The 20,613-nt window shown below is 71.0% G+C and carries 20 protein-coding genes and 1 riboswitch; of the genes, 9 read left to right on the forward strand and 11 right to left on the reverse strand.

What is annotated here, in order from left to right; all coding sequences use genetic code 11:
• Window positions 1-242 precede the first annotated feature (242 nt).
• The 7 genes from ACIP82_RS21485 to ACIP82_RS21515 all read left to right on the forward strand — a co-directional run bounded on the left by ACIP82_RS21485 (window position 243) and on the right by ACIP82_RS21515 (window position 10,133).
• The gene (locus ACIP82_RS21485) at window positions 243-1,535 is read left to right on the forward strand and encodes an extracellular solute-binding protein (RefSeq protein ID WP_363604694.1); all 1,293 of its coding nucleotides are present in this window, start codon (window positions 243-245) and stop codon (window positions 1,533-1,535) included.
• An 89-nt stretch (window positions 1,536-1,624) separates the two neighbouring features.
• Window positions 1,625-2,653 (forward strand): sugar ABC transporter permease, encoded by a 1,029-nt coding sequence (locus tag ACIP82_RS21490; protein ID WP_363604695.1) that lies wholly within the window; start codon window positions 1,625-1,627, stop codon window positions 2,651-2,653.
• A complete protein-coding gene (locus ACIP82_RS21495) occupies window positions 2,650-3,477 on the forward strand; it encodes a carbohydrate ABC transporter permease (RefSeq protein WP_363604696.1) in 828 nt (275 codons plus the stop codon). Before ACIP82_RS21490 ends, ACIP82_RS21495 begins: the two co-directional genes overlap by 4 nt.
• A gap of 6 nt (window positions 3,478-3,483) precedes the next feature.
• Window positions 3,484-5,037 (forward strand): glycoside hydrolase family 3 protein, encoded by a 1,554-nt coding sequence (locus ACIP82_RS21500; RefSeq protein ID WP_363604697.1) that lies wholly within the window; start codon window positions 3,484-3,486, stop codon window positions 5,035-5,037.
• A gap of 433 nt (window positions 5,038-5,470) precedes the next feature.
• Complete coding sequence (locus ACIP82_RS21505) at window positions 5,471-6,769, forward strand: extracellular solute-binding protein (RefSeq protein ID WP_363604698.1); 1,299 nt, start codon at window positions 5,471-5,473, stop codon at window positions 6,767-6,769.
• A gap of 191 nt (window positions 6,770-6,960) precedes the next feature.
• The gene (locus ACIP82_RS21510) at window positions 6,961-8,019 is read left to right on the forward strand and encodes an SIS domain-containing protein (RefSeq protein ID WP_363604700.1); all 1,059 of its coding nucleotides are present in this window, start codon (window positions 6,961-6,963) and stop codon (window positions 8,017-8,019) included.
• A 593-nt stretch (window positions 8,020-8,612) separates the two neighbouring features.
• Window positions 8,613-10,133: a PAS domain-containing sensor histidine kinase gene (locus ACIP82_RS21515; RefSeq protein ID WP_363604702.1), complete on the forward strand. Its 1,521-nt coding sequence runs from the start codon at window positions 8,613-8,615 to the stop codon at window positions 10,131-10,133.
• Window positions 10,134-10,562: 429 nt separating this feature from the next.
• Here the strand turns inward: ACIP82_RS21515 and ACIP82_RS21520 are convergent, their stop codons facing one another.
• Window positions 10,563-10,814, reverse strand: coding sequence for a WhiB family transcriptional regulator (locus ACIP82_RS21520; protein WP_014138019.1), 252 nt, complete (start codon window positions 10,812-10,814; stop codon window positions 10,563-10,565).
• Between the two features lie 367 nt (window positions 10,815-11,181).
• A complete protein-coding gene (locus tag ACIP82_RS21525) occupies window positions 11,182-12,153 on the reverse strand; it encodes a diacylglycerol kinase family protein (protein ID WP_363604703.1) in 972 nt (323 codons plus the stop codon).
• Between the two features lie 50 nt (window positions 12,154-12,203).
• Here ACIP82_RS21525 and ACIP82_RS21530 point away from each other — a divergent pair, with 50 nt between their 5' ends.
• The gene (locus ACIP82_RS21530) at window positions 12,204-12,632 is read left to right on the forward strand and encodes a hypothetical protein (protein ID WP_400655225.1); all 429 of its coding nucleotides are present in this window, start codon (window positions 12,204-12,206) and stop codon (window positions 12,630-12,632) included.
• 41 nt (window positions 12,633-12,673) lie between these two features.
• On the opposite strand, the gene ACIP82_RS21535 is transcribed toward ACIP82_RS21530, so the two are convergent.
• The 8 genes from ACIP82_RS21535 to sodN form a co-directional block, all read right to left on the reverse strand.
• Window positions 12,674-13,678, reverse strand: a complete 1,005-nt coding sequence (locus ACIP82_RS21535) for an RNA polymerase sigma factor SigF (RefSeq protein WP_363604706.1) — start codon at window positions 13,676-13,678, stop codon at window positions 12,674-12,676.
• A 163-nt stretch (window positions 13,679-13,841) separates the two neighbouring features.
• Window positions 13,842-14,252 (reverse strand): anti-sigma regulatory factor, encoded by a 411-nt coding sequence (locus ACIP82_RS21540; RefSeq protein ID WP_363604707.1) that lies wholly within the window; start codon window positions 14,250-14,252, stop codon window positions 13,842-13,844.
• 314 nt (window positions 14,253-14,566) lie between these two features.
• Window positions 14,567-15,043 (reverse strand): GNAT family N-acetyltransferase, encoded by a 477-nt coding sequence (locus ACIP82_RS21545; protein ID WP_400655227.1) that lies wholly within the window; start codon window positions 15,041-15,043, stop codon window positions 14,567-14,569.
• A 28-nt stretch (window positions 15,044-15,071) separates the two neighbouring features.
• Window positions 15,072-15,443, reverse strand: a complete 372-nt coding sequence (locus ACIP82_RS21550; RefSeq protein ID WP_363604709.1) for a nuclear transport factor 2 family protein — start codon at window positions 15,441-15,443, stop codon at window positions 15,072-15,074.
• 80 nt (window positions 15,444-15,523) lie between these two features.
• The gene (locus ACIP82_RS21555) at window positions 15,524-16,519 is read right to left on the reverse strand and encodes an ABC transporter substrate-binding protein (protein WP_400655229.1); all 996 of its coding nucleotides are present in this window, start codon (window positions 16,517-16,519) and stop codon (window positions 15,524-15,526) included.
• Between the two features lie 54 nt (window positions 16,520-16,573).
• Window positions 16,574-17,425 carry an ABC transporter ATP-binding protein gene (locus ACIP82_RS21560; protein ID WP_400655231.1) on the reverse strand — a complete coding sequence of 284 codons (852 nt, stop codon included), beginning with the start codon at window positions 17,423-17,425 and terminating at the stop codon, window positions 16,574-16,576.
• Window positions 17,425-18,486, reverse strand: a complete 1,062-nt coding sequence (locus ACIP82_RS21565; protein ID WP_400655233.1) for a FecCD family ABC transporter permease — start codon at window positions 18,484-18,486, stop codon at window positions 17,425-17,427. Before ACIP82_RS21565 ends, ACIP82_RS21560 begins: the two co-directional genes overlap by 1 nt.
• A gap of 104 nt (window positions 18,487-18,590) precedes the next feature.
• Window positions 18,591-18,710: riboswitch (cobalamin riboswitch) on the reverse strand.
• A gap of 112 nt (window positions 18,711-18,822) precedes the next feature.
• The gene (gene sodN / locus ACIP82_RS21570) at window positions 18,823-19,218 is read right to left on the reverse strand and encodes a superoxide dismutase, Ni (protein ID WP_189915683.1); all 396 of its coding nucleotides are present in this window, start codon (window positions 19,216-19,218) and stop codon (window positions 18,823-18,825) included.
• 185 nt (window positions 19,219-19,403) lie between these two features.
• On the opposite strand from sodN, the gene sodX reads away from it, so the two are divergent.
• On the forward strand, window positions 19,404-19,841 hold the full coding sequence (gene sodX, locus ACIP82_RS21575) for a nickel-type superoxide dismutase maturation protease (protein ID WP_363604905.1): 438 nt from the start codon (window positions 19,404-19,406) through the stop codon (window positions 19,839-19,841).
• A gap of 12 nt (window positions 19,842-19,853) precedes the next feature.
• Here the strand turns inward: sodX and ACIP82_RS21580 are convergent, their stop codons facing one another.
• Window positions 19,854-20,438 (reverse strand): CGNR zinc finger domain-containing protein, encoded by a 585-nt coding sequence (locus tag ACIP82_RS21580; protein ID WP_363604713.1) that lies wholly within the window; start codon window positions 20,436-20,438, stop codon window positions 19,854-19,856.
• Window positions 20,439-20,613 lie beyond the last annotated feature (175 nt).

Raw genomic sequence — 20,613 nt, forward strand, 5'->3', positions numbered from 1 at the left:
TCATCACGCGATGAACGATGTGCGGTGTCGGCTTGATAACGGGTGGTCCGGATTGGTCCAACAGCCGTTGACAGGCCCATTGGTCTAGGCCAAGCTCCAGGCATCTGGTCTACACCACTAGGCCGGTAACTATGAATCCCCCCACCCGTTCGCTGGGGTCCGCGGCACCTTTCCTCCCGCTTTACGTGGGCTTGCCGCTGCCACCCGACGGGGGTAACTCAGGCATCCCTCAGGAGGATGGCGTGAAGCGTCAGCTCATCGCGGCAGTCGGCGTCGCAGCTATGGTTGTCGGCCTGGCGGCCTGCAGCTCGGACGGCAAGAAGGAGGAGGGCGGCAACAGCGGCTCCTCTTCCGCTGCGGCCGGCGGCAAGAACTACAGTGGCAAGACGCTCAAGGTGTGGCTGATGTCCGGCTCGGCCCCCAAGGGCTGGGACGAGGCCGTGAAGACCGAGTTCGAGACCACCTACCCGGGCTCCAAGGTCGAGTACCAGATCCAGGAGTGGACCGGCATTGGCCCCAAGGTCACCGCCGCGCTCTCCGAGGGCTCCGTCGACGTGCTCGAGGTCGGCAACACCCAGACCGCGGGCTACGCCGCCACCGGTGGTCTCCTGGACATCACCAAGGACAAGGACGCCCTGGGCGGCGCCGACTGGAACGCCAACCAGAGCGAGTCCGCGATCCTGGACGGCAAGCAGTACGCCGCCCCGTGGTTCGTCACCAACCGTGTCGTCGCCTACAACAAGGACCTGTGGGCGAAGGCCGGCCTGACCGACACCCCGAAGACCCTGGACGAGTTCTACACCGACCTGGAGAAGCTGAAGGCGACGGCCGGCGTCACCGACCCGATCTACATGCCGGGCCAGGAGTGGTACACCTACTTCGGCCTCCTCACCAGCGAGGGCGGCAAGCTGGCGAAGAAGGACGGCGACAAGTGGGCCGGCGGCCTGTCGTCCCCCGAGGCGCAGAAGGCCTTCGAGACCTACAAGAAGCTGCAGAGCTACTCGGTCACCGGCCCCAAGGACGGTGACGAGGCCAAGCCGCAGCAGAAGGACGTCTTCGCCAAGGGCGACATTGGCGCGATCATCGGTCTCGGCTGGGAGGTCCCGACCGAGAAGGAGATGCCGAAGGAGAAGATCGGCTTCTTCCCGCTCCCGGGCAAGACGGCCGACAAGGCCTCCGGCGTGTTCCTCGGCGGCTCGAACCTGGCCATCGCCCAGGCGAGCAAGAACAGCGACATGGCGAAGGACTTCCTGAAGATCGCCCTGAACGACAAGAACGAGGGCACCGTCGCGGCCTCGGGCAACATCCCGAACAAGAAGTCGCTGGACGACAAGGTGGTCGGCGACTTCGCCGCCGCCGCCAAGGTCGCCGCCTCCTCCGGTGGGATCACCCCGACCACGCCGAACTGGGCGAGCGTCGAGAACAACCCGAACCCGATCAAGGAGTTCCTGACCGGCGCCCTGACCGGTGACTACGCCGCCGCCGCCAAGAAGGCCGACGACGAGATCGCCAAGCGTCTGAACGCCAAGCAGTAGTAGTCGAGCGGCGTCGCTCACCGGCTCCCGGCGGGGGGCCGGTGGGCGGCGCCTGTCCGTCGTGGTCAGGTTGTCAGGAAGAGAGAACGATGGCTGTGCATTCGGAGCGGGTGCAGACACAGTCCCCGGACACAGGGAAGGCTGCTGTGGCCAGTATTGAGACGAGCGCCGCCGGCGGCGGCGTCAAGGGCACCCCGAAGAAGAGCACCAGATCGGCGGGCGGCCCGGGCCTGGGCACGCGGCTCGCGCCGTACCTGCTGCTGTTGCCGGCCACCGTGGTCACCCTGGGCCTGCTGGGCTGGCCCCTGCTGAAGACCGTCCTGGTGTCGTTCCAGAACCTGAACGCGCGCCAGCTGGTCCAGCACCTGACCGAGTGGAACGGCTTCGAGAACTACACCGAGCAGCTGACCAACGCCGAGTTCTGGGCGGTCACCGGCCGGACGGTCGCCTTCACCCTGATCAACGTGCTGCTGATCATGGTCGGCGGCTCGCTGGTCGGCCTGCTGCTCAACCGGCTCGGCAAGAAGATGCGGCTGCTGCTCTCGATCGGCCTGCTCCTCGCCTGGGCCATGCCGGTGGTCGCCGCGACCACGGTCTACACCTGGCTGTTCGACATCCGGTTCGGTGTCGTCAACTGGTTCCTGGACCGGCTGGGCTGGCACTCGATGGCCGACTACAACTGGACCGGCACCCAGTACTCCACCTTCTTCGTGATCATCCTGCTGATCGTCTGGGGCTCGATCCCCTTCGTGGCGTTCAACATGTACGCAGGTCTGACCACCATCCCGAAGGAGCTCTACGAGGCCGCCCGGATGGACGGCGCCGGCGCCGGCAAGATCTTCACCTCGGTGATCTTCCCCAGCCTGAAGCCGTTCTTCCTGGCCACGACCTTCCTTGAGGTCATCTGGGTCTTCAAGGCCTTCACCCAGGTCTACGCCATCAAGGCGGGCGGCCCCGACTCGTCCACCCGGACCCTGCCCGTCCACGCCTTCCTGGAAGGCACCGGCGCCCAGCACTACGGCACCGGTGCCGCGATCGCGGTGCTCACCATCCTGATGCTGGGTGTCCTGATGGCGTACTACTTCCGCATCATTCTCAAGCAGGAGGACGAGCTGTGAGGCGCTCGCTCATCGGACGTACCTGGCCGAACGTGATCGCGGTCGTCCTCTTCGTCTTCTTCATCTTCCCCGTCTACTGGATGGTCATCACGGCCTTCAAGCAGCAGAAGGACATCGTCAGCCGGACGCCTGTCTTCCTGCCGCTGGACGCGACCCTCGACCACTTCAAGACGGCGGTCAACGCGCCCAAGTTCTGGGAGTACGTCACCAACAGCTTCACCGTCACGGTCGTCGCGGTGCTGATCTCGCTGGTGATCGCCACCCTGGCGTCCTTCGCCATCGCCCGGATGAAGTTCCGCGGCCGCAAGACCTTCGTCCTGGTCGTGATGGCGGCGCAGATGGCGCCGTGGGAGGTCATGACCATCGCGGTCTACCTGATCTCCCGTGACAACGAGATGCTGAACAGCCTCGTCCCGCTGACCGCCTTCTACATGATGATGGTCCTGCCCTTCACCATCTGGACGCTGCGCAGCTTCATCGCCGCCGTCCCGAAGGAGCTGGAGGAGTCCGCGATGGTGGACGGCTGCACCCGCACCCAGGCCTTCATGAAGGTGATCTTCCCGCTGCTGGCCCCGGGCCTGATGTCGACCTCGCTGTTCGGCTTCATCACCGCGTGGAACGAGTTCCCCCTGGTCCTGATCCTCAACAAGACCGACGGGCAGACCCTGCCGCTCTGGCTCTCCTCGTTCCAGACCAACTTCGGCACCGACTGGGGCGCGACCATGGCGGCCTCGACGCTGTTCGCCCTCCCGGTGCTGATCCTCTTCGTATTCCTCCAGCGCAAGGCCGTCGGCGGCTTGACCGACGGTGCAGTGAAGGGCTGACGCGACGTGAGCATCCTTGTCCCCACCCTGCCGGGCAGCGACCAGCTGCACCGCGACGCGCTGACGGTTCTCCAGCCCGGCTTCGTCGGCACCGAACCGCCGGAGTGGATCCGCCGCCACCTGGCGGCCGGCCTCGGCTCGGTCGCGCTGTTCGACCGCAACGTCGTCGACCTCCAGCAGCTCTCCGCGCTCACCAAGGCGCTGCGCGAGGAGAACCCGGACCTCCTGATCGCGATCGACGAGGAGAGCGGCGACGTCACCCGCCTGGAGGCGGGCTCCGGTTCGTCCTGGCCGGGCAACCTCGCCCTCGGCGTGATCGACGACCCGGCGCTGACCCGGGACGTCGCCCGTGAGCTGGGCCGGGCGCTGGCCGCGGCCGGCGTCAACTACAACTGGGCGCCCACCGCGGACGTCAACTCCAACCCGCGCAACCCGGTGATCGGCGTCCGCTCCTTCGGCGCCGACCCCGAGCTCTGCGCCCGGCACACCGCCGCCTGGGTCGAGGGCCTGCAGTCGGCCGGCGTCGCCGCCTGCTCCAAGCACTTCCCCGGGCACGGCGACACCGCGGTCGACTCGCACCACGGCCTGCCCGTGATCGACGTCGACCTGGACGTGCTGCGCAGCCGCGACCTGATCCCGTTCCAGGCCGCGATCGCCGCCGGGACCAAGGCCGTGATGACGGCCCACATCATGATCCCGGCGCTGGACCCGGCGCTGCCGGCCACGCTCAGCCCCGCCGTGCTGCGCGACCTGCTGCGCGCCGCCCCGGCCGACGGCGGCCTGGGCTACCAGGGCCTGATCGTCAGCGACGCGATCGAGATGGGCGCCATCGCCGACACCTTCGGCATGGGTGAGGGCACCGTGCTGGCCCTGGCGGCCGGCGCGGACGCGATCTGCGTCGGCGGCGGTCTGGCCGACGAGGAGACCGTGCTGATGCTGCGCGACGCCATCGTGGCGGGCGTGCGGGCCGGCCGGCTCTCCGAGGAACGGCTGGCGGACGCGGCCTCCCGGGTGCGCGCGCTCGGCAGCTGGGGCCGGATCCAGGCCCAGGGCGAGCGGCTGGAGCCCGACCTGGCGGTCGGTCTGCGGGCCGCCCGCCGGGCGCTGCGGGTCGTCCGGGCGCCGGGCCAGGAGGCCCTGCCGGTGACCGAGCGCCCGTATGTGGTCTCGTTCTCCGACGAGCCCAACATCGCCGTCGGCGCCGTGACCCCGTGGGGCGTGGCCGACATGCTGACCGACCGCTTCCCCGGCACCCGGACCCGTGAGGTCGGCCCGGCGGACGCCGCCCCGGAGCAGCTGGACGCGCTGGCCGCCGAGCTGGTGGCGGAGGCCGAGGGCCGCCGGCTGGTGCTGGCGGTCCGGGACGCCCACCGGTACGCGTGGATGTCCGCCGCGCTGTCCCGTCTGGTGGCGGCCCGGCCGGACGCCGCGGTGGTCGAGATGGGCCTGCCGCAGTCCGAGCCGGTCGGCGCGCTGTACATCGCCACCCACGGTGCCGCCCGGGTCTGTGGTCTGGCGGCCGTCGAGGTGCTCACCGGACAGTCGGGAGCGATCGGCTGAGTCCTGGTCGGGCCGGTCACCCAGAGTGCCGGCAGACCTTTTCGAGCGGGCCCGTCATGCGCATGTCGCATGGCGGGCCCGTTTCGTTAACCCCGCGTTGACCTGCGAAGTCGCCCCCTGTCGGTGTTCCCTCAAATCCGCCTTAAGCCAGCCTTAAGTTCTACTTAGGGTGACACGGCGACAACTGATCGCCACGCGGTACAACAGCTCTGCAACGTCCTTTGCGGTCTGGCCATTTGGCGTTGACACCGCTTGTGGTCTAGGCCAGGCTCCACTCCATCCGGTTCGAACTTCAACCTCACCGGATGTGGTATCAGCCCCACCCGAAGCTCTTCGCCGCCCCACCCCGGTCTCTCCCGGCGGGCGCCATCACGCTGCCGGCGGGCAACAGGCACTAGCACCCTCGGAGGATGGCGTGAAGACGCGTCAGCTCATGGCGACATTCGGGACCCTCGCACTGGCGGCCGGGCTGACGGCCTGTTCGTCTGGGGGGTCGTCGTCAGGGGACACCAAGGACGGCGCCTCGGCGGACCCGAAGGCCGCCACCGGCACGGTCACCGTCTGGCTGATGGACGATGCCCAGAAGAACTGGCCGGACCTCGTGCAGCGGGTCAACGACGAGTTCGCGGCCAAGTACCCGAACGTCACGCTGAAGCTCTCGTACCAGGGCTGGGCCGACAAGGTCGGCAAGCTGGACGCCGCGCTGGCGGCCGGCAACGCCCCCGACGTGGTGGAGCTCGGCAACACCGAGACCATGAAGTACGTCCTCTCCGGCGCGCTGGCCCCGGTCGACCGGACCACGTTCGACAACTCGGACAGCTGGATCAAGGCGCTGGCCAACACCTGTACGTACCAGGACAAGCTCTGGTGCGTGCCGTACTACGCGGGCGCCCGGGTCGCCATCTACAACTCCGCCGCCTTCCAGTCGGCGACCGGCAGCGCGGACTTCCCCAAGACCGAGGACGAGCTGCGGGCGGCGCTGGACAAGATCGCGGACAAGAACAAGGCCGACCGGACCTTCTCCCCGCTCTACCTCCCCGGCCAGTACTGGTACGCCGCGATGAGCTACGTCTCCGCGTACGGCGGCACCATCGCCAAGTTCGACAGCTCCGGCAACTGGCACGGCACCCTGCACGACGCCAAGTCCCAGCAGGGCATCAGCCACTTCGTCGACCTGGTGCGCAAGTACAACAAGGGCGACCTGTCGGTGAACGAGCAGAACCAGTTCGAGTCGATGGCCCGCGGGCACGCCGCGTCCTTCTACGGCAACGGCTACGAGGCGGCCAGCGTGACCGCGCCGGTCACCGGCGACCCGAGCCTCAAGGACGCGGTCAAGGTGGCGACCATGCCGGGCCCGGACGGCAAGCCGCTGCCGACCTTCATCGGCGGCTCGGACCTCGCCGTCACCGCCAAGTCGCCGTCGGCCGAGCTGGCCACCGACTGGATCCGGATGTTCACCAGCACCAAGTCGGAGCAGGCGCTGGCGGACAAGGACATCCTGCCGAACAACCTGACCCAGCTGAACCAGCTGAAGAGCAAGCCGGCCACCGCCGCCGCGGCCAACGCGGTGCCGGACGCCTGGTTCACCCCGCTGGCCCCGGGCTGGGGCGCGGTCGAGAAGCAGAAGATCCTGCCGGAGATGCTGAACGCGATCATCAAGGGCAAGTCGGTGGACCAGGCCACCAAGGAGGCCGACGCCGCGATCGACCAGCTGATCAACAAGCCGTCCTGACCGGCGGTCGTACGTCCGGGGGCCCCTGCCGCGTGGGCGGGAGGGGCTCTCGAATGTGCTCCACGGGGGTGGCCCCCGTAGGATTGCCGCAGGAATCACCGCAGCGAGTGTGCGGACTCGCCGCCGTAGAGGTCCCCACCGGGCATCCCCGCCCGGGTGGGGTCGAACCATCTCATCGGAGGCACATCCAGATGTCCGACACGCAGACTGTTTCCGTCCCCGGCCGGATCATGGCGGCGGAGATGGCCGAGCAGCCGGCCGTCCTCCAGCGCATCCTCGACGAGGGCGCCCCGAAGATCCGCGAGATCGCGGCCCAGATCTCCGCCCGCAACCCGCGCTTCGTCCTGCTCACCGCGCGCGGCACGTCCGACAACGCGGCGCTCTACGCCAAGTACCTGATCGAGATCCTGCTCGGCAAGCCGGCTGGTCTGACCTCGATGTCGACCACCACCGCGTACGGCGCCAAGCCGGACCTCACCGACGTGCTGGTCATCACCGTCAGCCAGTCCGGCGGTTCGCCGGACCTGGTGGCCTCCACCAAGGCGGCCCGCGAGGCCGGTGCCATCACCCTGGCGGTCACCAACAACGCCGACTCGCCGCTGGCCGAGGTCTCCGAGTTCCACATCGACGTGCTGGCCGGCCCGGAGAAGGCCCTGCCCGCCACCAAGACCTACACCGCCGAGCTGCTGGCGCTCTACCTGCTGGTGGAGGGCCTGCGCGGTGGCGACGGCGCGGCCGCCAAGGAGCTGCCGGCCCTGGCCGCCGGCATCCTGGCCCGCCAGTCCGAGGTGAAGGCCCTGGCCGAGCGCTACCGCTTCGCCCAGCGCCTGGTCATCACCTCGCGCGGCTACGGCTACCCGACCGCCCGTGAGGCGGCGCTGAAGCTGATGGAGACCACCTACATCCCGGCCTCCCCGTTCTCCGGCGCCGACCTGCTGCACGGCCCGCTGGCCATGGTCGACAACGTCTCCCCGGTCATCGCGATCGTTCCGGACGGCAAGGGCGGCGAGGCCCTGCAGCCGGTGCTGGACCGCCTGCGCGGCCGCGGTGCGGACCTGGTGGTCATCGGCCAGCAGTCGCAGGTGGACGCCGCCTCGGCGGGCTTCGCGCTGCCGGCCGGTGTGCCCGAGGAGGTCCAGACGATCCTGGAGATCCTGCCGCTCCAGCAGCTGGCCTACGAGGTCACCATCGCCCGCGGCCAGGACCCGGACGCCCCGCGCGCCCTGGCCAAGGTCACCGAGACCCACTGACGCCGGGCCGGCGCCCGCGCCGGAAGACGCCGAACCCCCGTCCACAGGCTGTGGACGGGGGTTCGGCTCTGAGCGGCGGAACATGGTTCGAAGGAGCGGGCGGACCCGCGGGAGCACCACCGGAAAGCACTACGGGCCACGGCGCCGACACGGGACCCTCGACCCTCCCTCCTTGCCCGCCAGCGGGAAGGAGGGGCCCATGGCACCGCAGCCGGAGCTGTCGTCGGGTGGTCCCGCCGCGCAGCTCCCCGCCGGAGGCGAGAAGCACTACGGGCCACGGCGCCGACACGGGACCCTCAACCCATGCGGCACCGCAGCCCGGAGCTGTCGTCGGGCGCCGGTGACGATCGAGAACTGTGCGGGGTCCTCGCTCGGCGGCGTCCGACCGAGGAGCGGCCTCGCGCGGTCAGGGCAGTTGCGCGGTGGGCCTCTCCTTGGTGCCCTTTCATTGTGGACTAGACCAATCTGGCTTGTCCAGGCCTCGCCGAAAATTGGTCTGGACAACTCCTCCGGCGGGCCGGTCCCCGCCCGCCGCCGGCCCGCCGCCCGGTGCTGGCGCGCCCACCCGCCCGGGCTGGAGCTACCCTCGCCATGTGCCCTCGCTGAACGAACTCGTCCGCCGCCACACCACCCTGACCGGTGCCGATGTGGAGTGGCTCCACATGCTGGTCTCGGAGTGGCAGCTGCTCTCCGACCTCTCCTTCGCCGACCTGGTCCTGTGGATCCCGACCTGGGACGGCATCCGCTACGTCTCGGTGGCCCAGATGCGGCCCAACACCGGCCCCACCTCCTACCAGGACGACATGGTCGGCCACCTCGTCCCGCGCGGCCGCCGGCCGCTGCTGGACGCCGCCTTCGACGAGGGGCGGATCGTGCGCGAGGGCGACCCGGAGTGGCGCGAGGAGGTGCCGGTCCGGGTCGAGTCCATCCCGGTCCGCCGCGAGGGCAAGGTGCTCGGGGTGATCGCCCGGAACACCAACCTGCTGACCGTCCGCACCCCCAGCCGGCTCGAGCTCACCTATCTGCAGAGCGCCTCCGACCTGGCCCAGATGATCGCCGCCGGAACCTTCCCGTACCACGGTGTCGAGCAGGCCGACATGGACGCCGCCCCCCGCGTCGGCGACGGCCTGATCAGGCTGGACGCCGACGGCATCGTCACCTACGCCAGTCCCAACGCGCTCTCCGCCTACCACCGCCTCGGCCTCACCACCGACCTGGTCGGCAGCCACCTGGGCCGCGCCACCGCCGAACTGGCCCCGCCGTCGCGGGCGGCCGTGCACGAGGCGCTGGTGAAACTGGCGAGCGGCTGGGCGCCCCGGCAGGCCGAGGTGGAGGTGCAGGGCGGTGTGGTGACCCTGCGGGCCATCCCGCTCCGGCCCAAGGGCACGCAGACCGGTTCGCTGGTGCTCTGCCGGGACGTCACCGAGCTGCGCCGCCGCGACCGCGAGCTGATGACCAAGGACGCCACCATCCGGGAGATCCACCACCGGGTGAAGAACAACCTCCAGACCGTGGCCGCGCTGCTGCGGCTGCAGTCCCGCCGGATGGACTCGGACGCCGGCCGGGCCGCGCTGGACGAGGCGGTCCGCCGGGTGGGCTCGATCGCGATCGTGCACGAGACGCTCTCCCAGGCGCTGGACGAGCAGGTGGCCTTCGACGAGATCGCCGACCGGGTGCTGGCGATGGTGATGGAGCTGTCCCAGGACGGCCGGGTGGCGACCCGGCGCTCCGGCAGCTTCGGCATCCTCTCCGCCGAGGTGGCCACCCCGCTGTCGATGGTGCTGACCGAGCTGCTGCAGAACGCGCTGGAACACGCGTTCGGCCCGTCCGCCTCCGGCAACCTGGAGGTCAGCGCGCTGCGCGGGCGGGCGCCGGCCACCGGGATGGGCTGGTCGGACAGCTGGAACGGCGGCACCAGGCCGGAGGAGTACCTGCTGATCACCGTGCAGGACGACGGCAAGGGCATGCCGGAGGGCTTCGACCCGCAGCAGGCGGGCAATCTCGGGCTGCAGATCGTGCGCACCCTGGCCACCGGTGAGCTGGGCGGCACCTTCGACATGGTGGCCGGACCGAACGGCGGCACCAAGGTGATCCTGGAGATCCCGGTGCGCTGAAACCGGTGCGCCGAGAAGCACGGTGGGGCGCGCGCGTCCGGCGAGGGCGCCGGGGCGCGTGCTCCACGATCCCCGGGTGGGATGGGCCGTCCGGGGAGCCGTACCCGGACGCGGACAGAGAAACGAGGCCCTGCCGACCGGGGGGGGGTGGGTCGGCAGGGCCTCTCGACCCGTTCCGGCCGTCGGGGGGAGTCGGCCGGAACGGGGGCTCTGGGTGGTGCGGCACCGCACCGGTGCGTTGCACACGGTGAGCGCCTCAGCTCCACAATATTGCTCTAAGTGAACAGTATCAAGTGGCTGGGCGGCCCGGTGTCGCGAGACCGCGCCGAACGCGGTCCGTCGTACGGAAGGCTTCGCCAGGAGGTGCAGGGAAGCCCTTGATCATGTGTTGATCGATACTGCGGTCACTGCTGGTAATGCGGCGTGTGATCAGGCGGTGCGGGCGCGGTTGCGGGCTGCGCGGCGCTTCATCGCGCGACGCTCGTCCTCGCTCATGCCACCCCAGACGCCGGCGTCCTGGCCGGTCTCAAGAGCCCACTGCAGGCACTGTTCCATGACCGGACAGCGGCGGCACACGGCCTTGGCTTCCTCGATCTGCAGCAGAGCAGGACCGGTGTTCCCGATCGGGAAGAACAGCTCCGGGTCCTCTTCGCGGCAGACAGCGCGGTGGCGCCAGTCCATGGTCGTCCAACTCCTCCTGCCGGCGGGGCGACCCGGTCGGCATAATCGATGGCTTGTGAATGTGAACGCTTTCACGAATCCCGCAACAGCAAAAGAGACCAAAGGCCCATCGGGCCCGGGTGGTCTGTGCTGGGAGGGATTTGGCGATTCGAGGGACACCCCGCGGTCGGCCCCCGTCAGAATCTGAGGTTGCCGTCGCTGCGATGCGTCCCGATCGCCATGTAGAGGTTCGCAAACCTCAGGCCCGGATACAACCCCCTTCAGGGAGGAATTTTTGATTCTTCGGTGTCGCCTAGCTCACAGCCGGTACTTCTATGGAGTGAAGGGGGCTTGTGCGTTCGAGAAGAAGGGTAAAGCCCCCTTCTAGTCACACAATCACACGCAGTGCCCGCCGTACGCCTGTGAAACTGACGCGACTCCTGTCTCCAAGGTGGTCCCCGTCGACCTGGAACGGAGCCGGTTCCTCTGAAACCAAGGTGAAGTGCCTGACGTCGTGATAGGAGACGACATGCTTTCCGGACGGACCGGAAGAGGTGCCGTCGCCGCTCGAAGGCCCGTACGACCGCAGGATCTGACGGACCGTTCGAGCAGTGCCGAACGCGGTCATCCGGGTGATGCCGAAGACGTCGAGGTCCGTGTCGAAGGAGGCGAGGGGTGAGGGATAGACCGGGCGGTTCCCCAGGAACGTCCACGGCGAGGTGTTGCTGACTATCGACAGCACCAGCTCCGGCACCGGCGCGCGGCCGGGGAGTTGCAGGGTGATCGGGCCTGATCTGCGCTGCTCACGCTGGGTGACGAAGTGCCGCAGGGCCTGGCCGACATAGAGCGCGTGGGTGGACCTGCGCCCCGCCCGTCGCTGCTCCTCGACCCGGCCGACCACGCCGGCGTCGAAGCCGAGGCCGGCCGTGAAGGTGAACCAGCGGTCCGGCAGTCCGTCGGTCATCGCCTTGCCCAGGCCGATCGGGCGCTCGCGGCGGTGCTCCAGGGCGTCCAGCAGGGCGCCGGTGGCCTCCACCGGGTCGTTGGGCAGGCCCAGCGCGCGGGCGAACACATTGGTCGAGCCACCGGGCACCACGGCCAGCCGGGGGAGCTTCTCGCCCGGGCCGTGCGCCAGCAGTCCGTTGACCACCTCGTTGACGGTGCCGTCACCGCCCAGCGCCACCACCAGGTCGACCGTGCCGTCCTCGGCCGCCTCGCGGGCCAGGTCGCGCGCGTGCCCCCGGTACTCGGTGTGGGCCACCTCCAGCTTGAGGTCGCTGCGCAGGGCATGGATCAGCACGTCCCGGGTGCGGCCACTGGTGGTGGTCGCCTTCGGGTTCACGACCAGGAGAGCGCGCATGAGCAAAGCCTACGGGTCGGTACGGACCGACCGGCGGCTACCCTGCTGGAGTGACCGCAGAATCCTCCGCACCCGTACCCGCGGCCGGCTCCGTCCGGCCGGTGTCCCTGGCCGTGGGCGCCGCCCTCACCGCGCTGGAGGGCGCCGCCCTGGCCGTCGTCGGCGTCTGGGACATGGTGTCCGCGCTGTCCGGTGAGTCCAAGCAGCTGGCGCTGAACGAGTTCGGCGGCGCGGTGATCGTGCTGCTCGGCGTGTTGCCGGTGCTGGCCGCCCGGGCGCTGTTCAAGGGGCGGCGCTGGGGCCGCAGCCCGGCCGTGCTGACCAACTCGGTCTGCCTGCCGGTGGGCTACTACATGTGCCAGAGCGGCGGCGCGATGGTGGCCGTCGGGGTGGCCGTCGGCCTGCTCGGGCTGGTCGGCATCGGCGCCCTGCTCGGCCCGAAATCGACGGCGGCCCTCTACGCTCCGCACGAGGGCTGAGCGCAGAGGGCCGTTCCGGCGCCGCTGGGCGGTCGTCAGTTCTACTCCTCCACCAGGAGCTTCTCCCGGAGCTGGGCCAGCGTCCGGGCCAGCAGCCGGGAGACGTGCATCTGTGAGATGCCCACCTCGGCGGCGATCTGCGACTGGGTCATGTTCCGGAAGAACCGCAGCACCAGGATCTTCTGCTCCCGGGGCGGCAGCTGCGCCAGCAGCGGCTTGAGCGACTCCCGGTACTCGACGCCCTCCAGCGCCTCGTCGGTGGCGCCCAGGGTGTCCGCGACGGCCGGCGACTCGTCGTCGCTGTCCGGCACGTCCAGCGACAGCGTGGAGTACGCGTTGGCGGACTCCAGGCCCTCCAGCACGTCCTCCTCGGAGATCCCCAGGTGCTCGGCCAGCTCGTGCACCGTGGGGGAGCGGCCGTGCCGCTGGGAGAGCTCGCTGGTCGCCGTGGTCAGCGACAGCCGCAGCTCCTGGAGCCGGCGCGGTACCCGGACCGCCCAGCCCTTGTCCCGGAAGTGCCGCTTGATCTCGCCGACGATGGTCGGCGTGGCGTAGGTGGAGAACTCGACCCCGCGCTCGTGGTCGAAGCGGTCCACCGACTTGATCAGCCCGATGGTGGCGACCTGGGTCAGGTCGTCCAGCGGCTCGCCCCGGTTGCGGAACCGCCGGGCCAGGTGCTCCACCAGCGGGATGTGCATCCGCACCAGCTGGTTGCGCAGCTCGACGCGCTCCGGGGAGCCGTCGGGCAGCGCGGACAGACGGACGAACAGCGCCCGGGCCGCCTCGCGGTCCGGCGCCCCGGTGCGGTGCGGGGTCTGGGCGGGCACCGCACCGCGCAGCGCCTCGGCTGCGGGGTCCGCCGGGTCGGCCGCGGCCGGCGGGGGCACGGGGACGGGCGACGGATCAGACGTCGGCTCGGTCGGCTGGCTCATCCGGTGGGCGTCCTTCGGGTGCGCTTCGTCGTTGGCGGCGAGGCCGGGAACGCTCGCCTGGGTCGGTACGGCAGGGCCCGCCGTCGCGAGGCCGGTACGGTCCAGATCACTCACGGCCATTCCCCCGTTCCGTTCCGGGAGCACCGGGACCGTGGGGCGGCCCCGATTCGTCTTATTGGTCGTACCGCGTGGTGGGCGGTACCGGGAGCCGTCCGCCGGGCCCGGGTGGGGGGTACCGGCCGGACGGCCCTTGTTCGGTGCTGCTGCTGCGGCGGCCCTAGTGGGTGGCGGAACCGCCGCGCTTCTTGTGCAGGCTGATCGTCACGGTGTTGTCCTCGCCGACCGAGGAGTCCACCTCGCCGGCCAGCGCGGAGAGCACCGTCCAGGCGAAGGTGTCCCGCTCGGGGGCCCGGCCGTCCGTGGTCGGGGCGGAGACGGTGACCTTGAGCGAGTCGCCGACCAGCCGGAACTCGCAGGACAGGACCGACCCGGGTACCGCCTGCTGGAGCAGGATGGCGCAGGCCTCGTCCACCGCGATCCGTAGGTCCTCGATCTCGTCCAGCGTGAAGTCCAGCCGGGCCGCCAGCCCCGCCGTCGCTGTTCGCAGTACCGAGAGGTAGGCCCCGGCCGCGGGCAGCCGGACCTCCACGAAGTCCTGGACCCCGGGCTCGCCGTCGATCTGGGACACCCTCACCTCCTGGGTGACGCGCTGTGCTTCCGGGCCGGTGGCCGCGGCACTGTCTGTTGCTTGGCTCAACTGCTTCGCCCCAACTGTCCAGAGGGGTGGTGCGGTACGTGTACCGGTCATACCCCGCGAGGGGTGGCCGGACGCCGCGCATCCGCCCGAGACGTTACCGCTTTTGGCCCCGGCGCGGGAGTCACTCATGGTAGGGCGCCGCGACACAGGGTGTCAGTGCCCGGACGGAACCCGTTCGTACGGCCGGGCGGGGCCCGTCTGTTCGGCGGCGTACCGGTGGGCGCGGCCCCGTCGGCACGCTGTGTTCAGCGCGCGCCGACGGCGGTGAGCGCCTCTCCGGTGAGCCGGTAGACGCTCCAGCCGTCCATCGGCACCGCGCCGAGCGACTTGTAGAAGTTGATCGAGGGCTCGTTCCAGTCGAGCACCGACCACTCCATCCGCGAGTAGCCGCGTTCGACGGCGATCCGCGCCAGCTCCAGCAGCAGGGCCTTGCCGTGGCCGCCGCCGCGGGCCTCCGGGCGGACGTACAGGTCCTCCAGGTAGATGCCGTGCGTCCCGCGCCAGGTCGAGAAGTTGAGGAACCAGACCGCGAAGCCGACCGGCTCGCCGGTGGTGTCGTCCTCGGCGATCAGGCCGAACAGCGCCGGGGCGGCGCCGAACAGCGCGTCCCGCAGCTGTGCCTCGGTGGCCACCGCCTCGTGCGGGGCCTTCTCGTACTCCGCGAGTTCGCGGATCATGGCGTGGATGACCGGGACGTCGGTGACTAGGGCGGTGCGGATCATGTGACGAGCCTACTTGGCCCGTTCGGGCCTAGGCCTCGTCCCAGGCCTGGATCGAGGTCTGGTCGACGATCCGGCCGTCCCGCAGGTCGGCGACCGAGGTGGCCAGGACCCGGACCCCGTCGGGGTACTGGCAGGCCTCCATGAAGGCGATGTGGTCGCCCTGGACCACCACCTGTTCCAGGGTGTGGGTCATCTCCCGGCCGTAGATGTCGCGCAGCATCGCGCCGATCTCGCTCCGGCCGTGCATCACCAGCGGATGGCTGGGCTGGGTCTTGTGGTCGACCATGCGCACTTCGGCATCGTCGGCGTAGAGCGCGAGGAGGGTCTCGGCGTCCCCGCGTTCGATGCCCTCGCGCAGGGCGGCGGTGTCGAAGTCGGAAGGTGCCGCCATGGTGCTCATGTTCTCGCTCCTCCGGTCGGATTCCGTCGGGCTCGTACTCCGAGCGTACGCCCGCCCGGCCGGGCCGGACCGGCCCGTGCTCAGGCCGCCGGCGTGGACCGCAGATAGGCCGCGAGGGCGGTGATCGCGGCGGGGTTGCGCGGGCTCTCCACCAGGTCGACGTAGTCCAGCACGAAGATCCGGTCGTTCCTGACCGCGGCGACGCCGGCCAGCGGCGGGAAGGACTTCAGGAACTTCCGCTTCGCCTCGGCGTCGGTGTCACCGTAGTTGTTGATCACGATCACCTCGGGGTCGCGCTGCACGACGCTCTCCCAGCCGACGGTGGTCCAGGAGTCGGCGACGTCGCCCATCACGTTGCGCCCGCCGGCCTTGGCGATGATCTCCTCGGGCGCGGCGTACTTGCCCGAGGTGTACGGCTTGTCCTCACCACTGTCGTAGAGGAAGACGCCCGGCCGGTGCTCGGGCTGCGGCACGGCGGCGACCTGCGCCCGGAAGTCGGCGATCAGCTTGTCGGCCCGGTCGCGGACGTCGAAGATCTCGCCGAGGTTGGCCAGGTCGGTGTAGAGCGCGTCCAGCGGCGACATCACCCCGCGCTCCGGGCCCTTGCCGCTGCGGCAGGACTCGCTGAGCACGTAGGAGTCGATGCCGAGGCCGGCCAGCACCTGCGGGGTGAAGCCGTCGGCTTCGCCGAAGCCGTAGTGCCAGCCGGCGAACACCAGGTCGGCCCGGGCGTCCAGGACGAGCTCCTTGGTGATCGGCTGCTTGGAGAGCCAGGCGGTCTGCTGGTAGCCGTCCTTCCACGGGACCTTGGCGAGGTCGCCCTTCTCGTCGGGCATCACATAGCCGGCCATCCGGTCGGTGAGGCCGAGCGCGAGCATCAGCTCGGTGATGCCCACGTCGTTGGTCACCGTCCGGGCGGGCTTCGCCTTGTAGGTGACCTTGGTGCCGCAGTTGTCGACGGTCACCGGGTAGTGGTCGGAGCCCGCCGCGGCCTCGCCGCTCGGGGCGATCTCGGCCCCGCACGCGGTCAGCGCGAGGGTGAGCAGGGCGGTGGCGGCGACGGCCTTGGTGCGCATGGGAGTTCCTCGGGTCGGGGGGAGGGGGCGGAAAGGGCGGGAGGGGAAGCGGGGTCAGCGGAGCCGGTCGAAGAGCAGCTGGACGGCGCCGGTCTCGGGGTGCCGTACGGGGGTCGCGCGGACGCCGAACACCTCGGCCAGCAGCGCGGGGCGCAGCACCTCGACGGGCGGTCCGGAGGCGACGATCCGGCCGGCCCTGATCACGTACAGCAGGTCGCAGTGGCCGGCCGCCAGGTTGAGGTCGTGCAGCGCGGTGAGCACCGTCGGCCCGGCCGCCCGGACCAGCGCCAGCACCTCCAACTGGTGGGCGATGTCCAGGTGGTTGGTGGGTTCGTCGAGCACCAGCACCCGGGGCTCCTGGACGAGCGCGCGGGCGATCAGCACCCGCTGCTTCTCGCCGCCGGACAGGCTCAGGAAGCCCCGCCCGGCCAGGTGGTCCGCGCCGACCCGGGCCAGCGCCTCGGCGCAGCGCCGGTCGTCCCCGCCGGTCGGGCCGGCGAATCCGCTGCGGTGCGGCAGCCGGCCCATGCCGACCACCTCGGCCACGGTGAAGTCGAACTCGGCGGAGTGTTCCTGCGGCAGTGCGGCGACCCGCCGGGCGGCCTCGCGGGGGGTGAGCGCGTGCAGGTTCTCGCCGCCCAGCCGGACGGCGCCGGCGGCGGGCCGCAGTGCCCGGTAGACGCAGCGCAGCAGGGTCGACTTGCCGCTGCCGTTCGGTCCGACCAGGCCGACCACCTGTCCGGCGGCGGCGTCCAGGGTGATGTCGTGGACCAGCCGGGCGCCGGCGATGTCGACCGAGAGCCCGTCGACGGCGATGTCCAGGGCGGTCTCGCTGGCGGTCTCGATGGCGGTCTCCGGGGTGTCCGTGGTGTCGGTGCTCGGGTCGGCGTTCGCGCCGGTGCCCATCAGCGGCCTCCGAAGGAGTAGCCGCGGCGGCGCATCAGCAACAGGAAGCAGGGCACCCCGAGCACCGCGGTGACCACCCCGACCGGCAGCTCGGCGGGCGCCAGCAGGGTGCGCGAGACGATGTCCACCCAGACCAGCAGCAGCGCCCCGGCGAACGGCGCGACCAGCAGCACCCGGCGGTGGCCGGCGCCGACCAGCATCCGCACCAGGTGCGGCACCATCAGCCCGACGAAGCCGATCGCGCCGCTGACCGCGACGACGGTGCCGGTGACGGCCGCCGTCACCACGAACAGCTGCCGGCGCAGCCGGTCGGGGTCCACACCGAGCGAGGCCGCCGTCTCGTCGCCCATGGCGAGCGCGTCGAGGCGCCCGGCGGAGAGGGCGAGGCAGGCCAGGCCGGCCAGCACGGTGACGGCGGCGATCGGCACCGAGCCCCAGGTCGCCCCGCCCAGGCTGCCGAGCAGCCACATCATGGCGCTGCGGGCCGCCTCGCCGCGCGCGGCGCCGAACACCATCAGCGCCGTCACCGCGGAGAAGCCGTAGGACATCGCGGTGCCGGTGAGCACCAGCCGCAGCGGGGTGAGCCCGTAGGCGGTCCGGGCGGCCGCGTACACCAGCAGCATCGCCAGCAGGGCCGAGCCGAAGGCGGAGACCGAGAGCGCCCAGACCCCGAGGGAGGCGAAGGCGCCGAGGAGCAGGACGGCGTTGGCGCCGACCGCCGCGCCGGAGGAGATGCCGAGGACGAACGGGTCGGCCAGGGCGTTGCGGACCATGGCCTGCACGGCGACCCCGGTGGCCGCGAGCCCGGCGCCGACCACGGCGGCCAGTACGGTGCGCGGCAGCCGGATCTCCCAGACGATCACGTACGCCGCCGCCTCCTCGGCCTCCAGCCGACCGCCCGTCAGCCCGGCGCCCAGCAGCCGCAGGACCCGGGACCAGCCGAGGTCGGAGGAGCCCAGGGCGACCCCGCAGACCAGCGACAGCAGCAGGGCCGCGGCCAGGCCGGCGGCCAGGGGCGCGGCGGGTATTCGACGGACCGGTGCGGTCACTGCGGTGCTCACGAGGGGGGCGCGCCTTCGCCTCGGGCCGTGGGCGGCGCGGGGCGAAGCGCCCGGGCCGTGGCGGGGCCGGGGCGCCATCCCCTCGCATTCCACGGCGAGTTGTCGGGAGGTCGGCGCCCCAGGGCGATCGGGCTCACGGGGCCGGGGCCCCGTCCACCGTTGCGGGTCAGCGCCGGATTCGGACCGGACTTCCCCCATGGGACGCCCTGGCAGCATAACAAGCGCTAAGGCCAGGCAACCCTTACAGGTGCCGCCGGGCATGTCCCGGAAACGCGCGACCGCCCCCGTCCGGTGTGGTGGTCCGGGCGGGGGCGGTCGACGGAGGCCGAGCGGCGGTCAGGCCTGCTTGGTCTCCCAGAAGATCTTGTCGACCTCGGCGATCAGGTCGAGCAGGGCCTGGCCGGTGGCCGGGTCCGTCGACGCCTTGGCGGCCGAGGCGGCCTTCAGGGTGTCGTTGATCAGCTGGTGCAGCTGCGGGTACTTCTCGAAGTGCGGGGCCTTGAAGTAGTCGCTCCACAGCACCGAGATGTGGTGCTTGACGGCCTCGGCGCGCTGCTCCTTGATGATGACGGCGCGAGCGCGGAAGTGCGCGTCCTCGTTGGCCTGGTACTTCTCCTGGGTGGCCTTGACCGACTCGGCCTCGATCCGCGCCTGCGCCGGGTCGTACACGCCGCAGGGCAGGTCGCAGTGGGCGTGCGCGGTGGCACGCGGTGCAAACAGACGAGAGAACATGGGAGTCCTTCCTTAGATCGTCTTCCCGCGCCCGAGATTACCCTTCCGGTCACGGGGTTTCGCGATCGGTCGGTGGGCCTAGGGCAAAAGGCGGACCCGGAACCGGGTGAATCCGGACACCGGCGGGTGACGGTCCGTACGGCAGACTGGGACGCGGCGAGCCGGGAGGAGGAGCCGTGACGCGGATGGCGGAACCGGAGGGCGGCACCCGCGGGGGTGCCGCACCGTTCGGACTGATCGACGTGGCGGGGGACTCGATGGTGCCGACGCTGCGTGAGGGCGACCGGTTGCTGGTCCGGTACGGGGCGCGGATCAGGCCGGGCGCCGTGGTGGTGGTCCGCCACCCGTTGCAGCAGGACCTGCTCGTGGTGAAGCGGGCCGACGGCCGGCGCCCGAAGGGCTGGTGGCTGCTGTCCGACAACCGGCTGGTCGACAGCGACAGCCGCAGCTACGGCGCCGTCCCGGACGAGCTGGTGCTCGGCCGGGTGCTGCTGCGGCTGCGCCCCCGGCCGGCCTGGCTGGCCCCGGGCCGCCGGCTGGAGCGCCTGCTGCTGGGCCCGCTGGTCCGGGTGCCGGGCCTGGCCCGCCGGCTCGGCGTCTGGGTCCGGCCGGAGGATCTCTAGCCCGGAGGGCCGCTAGCCCTGCCCGGCCAGGACGGCGGCCTCCTGGCGCTTGCGGGCCCGGTACGCGGCGACGTTGGCGCGGGTGGCGCAGCGGTCGGAGCAGTACCGCCGGGAGCGGTTGGTGGAGGTGTCCAGGTAGGCGTTGCGGCAGGGCGCGGCCTGGCAGATGCCGAGCCGGTCGGCGCCCAGTTCGGTGAGGTGGACGGCCAGGCCCATGCAGGCGACCGCGCTGAAGTGGGCCGTGGCGGTGGGCGAGTTGTCGGCGAGGTGCAGGTGCCAGCGCGGGCGCCCGGCGTCGTCCAGGTAGTCGTGGCCGGAGACCAGCGGGCTGACGGGGTACTCCATCAGCAGGCTGTTCAGCAGGTCGACACCCCGGATCTCGTCCCCCTCGGCGGCGGCCTCGAAGACCCCGCGCAGCCGGGTCCGGACGGCACGCAGCCGGGGCAGGTCGGCTTCGTCGGCGAGCGCGGCGGCACGTGTGTTCTCGGAGAACAGGCCGCGGACGGCGTCGACCGAGGTCAGCGTGTCGGTGCCGCGCTCGGGCTCCTCGGTGTTCACCAGCCGGACGGCGAGGTCGGCGTACGAGGCGAGCTCCACGGTGGTCCTTCCAGAATCGGTAACGGGCTGACTGGCTCCAGCCTATTACCTGGGCGGGGCAGGCGTCGGGGGGGGGGGGGGGGGGGGCCGGCGGGGGCGGCCCGCGCGCCGCGCCGGCACCCCACCAACCCCCCAGGCGGGGGGGGGGGGCGGGGGGGGGGGGGGGGGCCGCCGG

Origin of the sequence: Kitasatospora sp. NPDC088548 (assembly GCF_044753005.1) — a bacterium.
Taxonomy (GTDB): domain Bacteria; phylum Actinomycetota; class Actinomycetes; order Streptomycetales; family Streptomycetaceae; genus Kitasatospora.